Below are 5,235 nucleotides of genomic sequence, written 5' to 3'. Positions count from 1 at the left end.
GCGGTGTGTGCGGTGCGGTGTGTGCGGTGCGGTGTGTGCGGTGCGGTGTGTGCGGTGCGGTGTGTGCGGGGTTGCCCGGCGTGGGTGTGGGCCGGGGTGGTGGCCGCGGACCGGCGCTGGGCGGGTGCCGCTGCGCCCACCCGTGCCGCCCCAGCGGCACGACTGCCCGCAGCTGGGGGGCAGGACGTGGCCGGCGGGTCAGGTGTCGGAGGAGAAGCGTAGGGACGCCGGGGGGATGTGGGCGTCGCACCAGATTCGGGCGCCGGAGCGGAGTTCGTTGTCGGCGCCGATGACGGCGCCGTCCCCGATGACCGTGTCGCTGAGTATCGAGCGGGTGCCGACACGGGCACGGGTGCCGATCAGGGAGTCGGTGATGACGGCGCCGGGTTCGATGACGGCGCCGGGGAGGATCGTGCTGCCGAAGACGCGCGCGCCCTCCGCCACGAAGGCGCCCTCGCCGACCACCGTGCCGCCGGACAGCTTGGCGTCGGGCGCGACCCGTGCCGTGGGGAGGACGAGACGGTCGCCGCAGCGGCCCGGTATCGCCGGGGACGGGGCGCGGCCCAGGACCAGGTCCGCCGAGCCGCGTACGAAGGCCGCCGGGGTCCCCAGGTCCAGCCAGTACGTGGAGTCGACCATGCCCTGGAGGTGTGCTCCGGTGGCCAGCAGTTCCGGGAAGGTCTCGCGTTCGACCGAGACGGGGCGGCCGGCCGGAATCGTGTCGATGACCGAGCGGCGGAAGACGTACGCCCCCGCGTTGATCTGGTCGGTGACGATCTCCTCGGGGGTCTGGGGCTTCTCCAGGAAGGCGAGCACCCTGCCCGTGTCGTCCGTGGGGACCAGGCCGTACGCCCTCGGGTCGGTCACCTTCGTCAGGTGCAGGGAGACGTCCGCGCCCGTGGTCTCGTGCACGCGGACCAGCGCGCCGATGTCCAGCCCCGTCAGTATGTCGCCGTTGAAGATGAGGACCGGGTCGTCGGGGCCCGAGTGCAGCCGGGACGCCACGTTGCGGATCGCGCCGCCCGTGCCGAGCGGCTCCTCCTCCGTGACGTACTCGAGGTGGAGGCCCAGTGACGAGCCGTCACCGAAGTGCGGTTCGAAGACCTCGGCCAGGTAGCTCGTCGCGAGCACGATGTGGTCGACGCCCGCCGCCCTGGCCCGCGCCAACTGATGCGTGAGGAACGGCACCCCCGCCGCCCTGACCATGGGCTTGGGCGTGTGCACCGTGAGCGGACGCAGCCGCGTGCCCTTGCCGCCGACCAGGAGGATCGCTTCTGTCACCGTCGTCTCTGCTTCCTGCCGGGACCGGCCGAACTTTCTTTCGGCCGGCCAGTGTATGCAGACCGTTCCATGGCGCCTTCGATGGCCGTGCGGTGGGTCGTGCGGTGTACGTCCTCAGCGGCCCTGGTACTTCGCCGCCGTCGAGCGGGTCGTGCCGAGCTTGCCGTAGAGCTTCTTGCCGGGGCAGCTCGTGGCGAAGCCGTCGCGGTGACCGGAGATGACGTTCAGTCGTACGTTCTTGCCTTTTCGGTAGAGATTGCCACCACCCGACTTCAGGTATGTCTTCCCGCGCGGATTCATGCCGTTCAGACCGAGCTTCCACGCGGTGAGGCGGGCGACCGCCTTCACGGCGGCGGACGACGGCTTCTTGGAGCCGTAGGTGCCGAGGACGGCGATGCCCATGCTGTTGGAGTTGAACCCCAGAGTGTGGGCGCCCAGCACCGCCTTGGACACACCTCCGGCCCGTCCCTCGTAGATCTTTCCGCACTTGTCGACGACGAAGTTGTAGCCGATGTCGCGCCAGCCCATGCTGTTGACGTGGTAGCGGTAGATACTGCGAATGACTGACGGCGCCTGCTTGCAGGTGTAGTTGTTGCCCGTGGCCGAGTGATGCACGAAGGCCGCCTTGATCTTCTTCGTGTACACGAACTTCCGCTCGCGCAGACTCTCGTCGGCGCCCCAGCCGCGGCGCGTGGTGATGCCGGGGCGGGGGCCGACGTACGGTTTCGCCCTCTGCTCCGCCGCCGGGATCTCGGTGGCGCCGAGTGGGGCGAGGCGGGTGTTGACGGCGGAGGCGGCGACGGCTTTCCCGGACTCGGCGGTCATGGCGGTGGTGCGGGGGCCCTCCTCCGGGCCGATGGCCGCCGCGGGCGGGGCGGCCCGGCCGGGGTCGACGAGTTCGAGGCGCATGCCCGTGGGGAGGGGAGAGGCGGCGGCCGGAGCGGCCTCGGTGGGCTCCGTGGCCCCGGTGGCCACAGTCATTTCGGTGGCCTCGGTGGCCTCGGTGGCCTCAGTGGCCTCAGTGGCCTCAGTGACCTCGGCGGCCTCAATGACCTCGGCGGCTTTGGCGGCCTCGGTGGTCTCGGTGGCTTCGGGAATTCGCTCCGCCCTGACCCGTACCTCCACACCGTCGGACTCGCCCACCCACAGTGGGGCGGTGGCGCCGCGGACGCGGCCCGAGACGCTTTCGGGGGTGCCGGGGTCGGCGGCATGGTCGGCGTTGTGGGTCTCCAGCTCCCGCCAGCCGGACCAGGCGCCGGTGGCGGTGGCGCGGGTGCGGACCTGGACGTGGCCGTGCAGGTCGGTCTCCGGGTTGTCCCAGACGACACCGACCAGCGAGAAGCGGCGTACGTCGCGGCGGGGCACGCCCTGTTCGGCGGCGCCGGGGGCACGGTCGTGGGTGAGGGGCGCGAGGGGCAGCGACTGGGTGCTGCCGGGAACGTGCGCCTCCGACCGTACCGTTCTTCCGGTCGTGGGCTCGGCCACGGAGTTGGCTGCCGCCACCGCGGGCGGGCCGAGCGGGAGGGCCAGGGCCGCCGCGCACGTGACACCGATCGAGGAAGCAAGGAATCCACGCATGTCACTGATCGTTGACATTGCCGTACAAATCTGTCCATCCGTGACCTGACACGCCGTAGGGCGTTTTCGTCCGATCCGGTGGCCGCGCGGTACGCCGTACGCTCGGTGCGCACCGGTGGGCCCGCGTACGCTTGCGCGGATGAACGCGACCGATCGCACCCCTGCCGACCTGCTGAATTCCGCGCTCGCCGCGGACCCGGGACGCCCCCTGGTGACCTTCTACGACGACGCCACCGGCGAACGCGTCGAACTGTCCGTCGCCACCTTCGCCAATTGGGTGGCCAAGACCGCGAACCTGCTCCAGGACGAACTGTCCGTCGAACCGGGCGACCGGGTCGCTCTGCTGCTGCCCGCGCACTGGCAGACGGCGGTGTGGCTGCTGGCGTGCGCGTCGGTGGGCGTCGTCGCCGACGTGTCGGGTGACCCGGCGGCGGCCGACCTGGTGGTGAGCGGACCGGAGCCCGAGGCGCTGGAGGCGGCGCGGGCGTGCTCGGGCGCGCGGGTCGCGCTGGCGCTGCGACCGCTCGGGGGGCGGTTCGTGCCGCGTCCGCCGGAGGGTTTCGCCGACTACGCGGTGGAGGTGCCGGGGCAGGGTGACCGGTTCGTGCCGTACGTGCCGGTGGACCCGGAGACGCCCGCGCTGATCGTGGCCGGGCGGGAGTTCAGCGGGGCGGAGGTCGTGGAGCGGGCTCGGGCGGAGGCGTCGGGGCTGGGGCTCACGGGGCCGGGGGCGCGGATCCTGTCCGGGTTGCCGTACGACACGTGGGAGGGGTTGAACGCGGGGTTGTACGGGCCGTTGGCCAGTGGCGGCTCGGTGGTGTTGTGCCGGCACCTGGAGCGGGCGGGCGCCGGTGTCGTGGACCAGCGGATCGAGACGGAGCGGGTGTCGGCCACGGCCCGGTGAGGTGCCTGCCGGGCGGCAACTCCACGTCGCGTGCCGGGCGGCAGCTCGACGTCGCCTGCCGAGAGGGGCGGCGACTCGACGTCGCGTGACCCGTTCGGGGCAGTCCCGTGCCGCCTCGGGCGCTCCCTCGGGGCATGGTCGTAGGAGCGCACGTGTGCGGGACGGAGGGAGACGTGAGCGATGAAGACGCGGACGCGCCCCTCGGTGAGGACGCCGCCAAGGAGGCCCCGGGACCCGGAGTGGGGGCTTCCGCGACCGGGAAGGGCCTGAGGCGGCGGCGCCGCAGGCGGCGTCTCGGGTGTTCCGGGCTCGCGGTCGCCGTGCTGGCCGCCGGTGCCGTGGGCGCCGGGTGGGCGGTGTACACCAAGCTGGACGGCAACATCACGTCGGACGAGGCGGCGGCGGCCGAACTGGCCCGGTACGCGAAGGAGCGGCCCACCGCGCTGGTCCCCGGCGCGCGGAACGTGCTCCTGATCGGGTCCGACTCGCGCGCCGGTGACGGCAACGCGCGCTATGGGCGGGACTCCGGGACCGAACGGTCGGACACCACGATCCTGCTGCACCTGTCCGCGGACCGGGACAACGCCACCGCCGTCTCCCTCCCCCGCGACCTGATGGTGGACGTGCCCGACTGCCGCCGCCCCGACGGGTCACGCGCCGAGCCGGTGTTCACGCAGTTCAACTACGCCTTCGCGGAGGGTGGTTCGGCGTGCACGGTCCGGACGGTGGAGAAAATGACCGGCATCCGGATCGACCATCACGTGGTCGTCGACTTCCAGGGCTTCAAAAGGATGGTCGACGCGCTCGACGGCGTCGAGGTGTGCCTGCGGAAACCGGTCGACGACAAGGATGCCAAGCTGAAGTTGCCCGCGGGCCGGGTCACACTCGACGGCGAGCAGGCGCTCGGCTACGTCCGTGCCCGCAAGTCGCTCGGAGACGGCAGCGACACCGACCGGATGGACCGGCAGCAGCGTTTCCTGGGAGCACTCGTCAACAAGGTCCAGAGCAATGGCGTACTGCTGAATCCGGTGAAGCTGTACCCCGTCCTGGACGCGGCCACCTCGTCCCTCACCACGGACCCGGATCTGGCGAGTCTGCGTGGTCTGTACGACCTCGCGCGCGGGCTGCGCGGCATTCCCACCGAGCACGTGCAATTCCTGACCGTCCCGCGGGAGTCGTACGCGGGCGACGCCAATCGCGACCAACTCGTGGAGCCCGACGCCGAGAAGCTGTTCACCCGCCTGCGGACGGACGAACCCGTGGCAATCACGTTGGCGGACGAACCGGACACGCCGACCGGTTCCGGAAACCCCCGCGAACCCGGCGCCGCCGACTCACCGGCGCCGACGTTCAGCGGGAACACCGCCGCAGAGGACATCTGCGAGTAGAACGCGCGCCGGGACGACGCGGGACGAGCAAAGACAGCGGATCGGCCCGGGATCGGCCCGGAATCCGTGTGGAAGAGCGGACAA

At 71.6% G+C, this 5,235-nt stretch carries 4 protein-coding genes; 2 read left to right on the top strand and 2 right to left on the bottom strand.

Annotation, left to right across the window (positions count from 1 at the left end):
• Positions 1-198: 198 nt before the first annotated feature.
• Positions 199-1,281, bottom strand: a complete 1,083-nt coding sequence (manB, locus tag ABEA26_RS32960) for a mannose-1-phosphate guanylyltransferase (protein WP_345597329.1) — start codon at positions 1,279-1,281, stop codon at positions 199-201.
• Positions 1,282-1,395: 114 nt separating this feature from the next.
• On the bottom strand, positions 1,396-2,859 hold the full coding sequence (locus ABEA26_RS32955; protein WP_345597328.1) for a peptidoglycan recognition protein family protein: 1,464 nt from the start codon (positions 2,857-2,859) through the stop codon (positions 1,396-1,398).
• A 139-nt stretch (positions 2,860-2,998) separates the two neighbouring features.
• Between ABEA26_RS32955 and ABEA26_RS32950 the strand changes: the two genes are divergently transcribed.
• Positions 2,999-3,763, top strand: a complete 765-nt coding sequence (locus tag ABEA26_RS32950; RefSeq protein WP_345597327.1) for a TIGR03089 family protein — start codon at positions 2,999-3,001, stop codon at positions 3,761-3,763.
• 173 nt (positions 3,764-3,936) lie between these two features.
• Positions 3,937-5,151 (top strand): LCP family protein, encoded by a 1,215-nt coding sequence (locus tag ABEA26_RS32945; RefSeq protein WP_345597325.1) that lies wholly within the window; start codon positions 3,937-3,939, stop codon positions 5,149-5,151.
• Positions 5,152-5,235: the final 84 nt, after the last annotated feature.

Origin of the sequence: Streptomyces marokkonensis (genome assembly GCF_039539045.1) — a bacterium.
Taxonomy (GTDB): domain Bacteria; phylum Actinomycetota; class Actinomycetes; order Streptomycetales; family Streptomycetaceae; genus Streptomyces; species Streptomyces marokkonensis.
The sequence above is the reverse complement of the archived record's forward strand: the minus strand, read 5'-3'. Positions and strand labels throughout refer to the sequence as shown.

Bases quoted from the DNA above. Each gene is read 5' to 3' on its own strand.
- ABEA26_RS32955 (WP_345597328.1), bottom strand. From the start codon at position 2,859: ATGCGTGGATTCCTTGCTTCCTCGATCGGTGTCACGTGCGCGGCGGCC.
- ABEA26_RS32950 (WP_345597327.1), top strand. From the start codon at position 2,999: ATGAACGCGACCGATCGCACCCCTGCCGACCTGCTGAATTCCGCGCTC.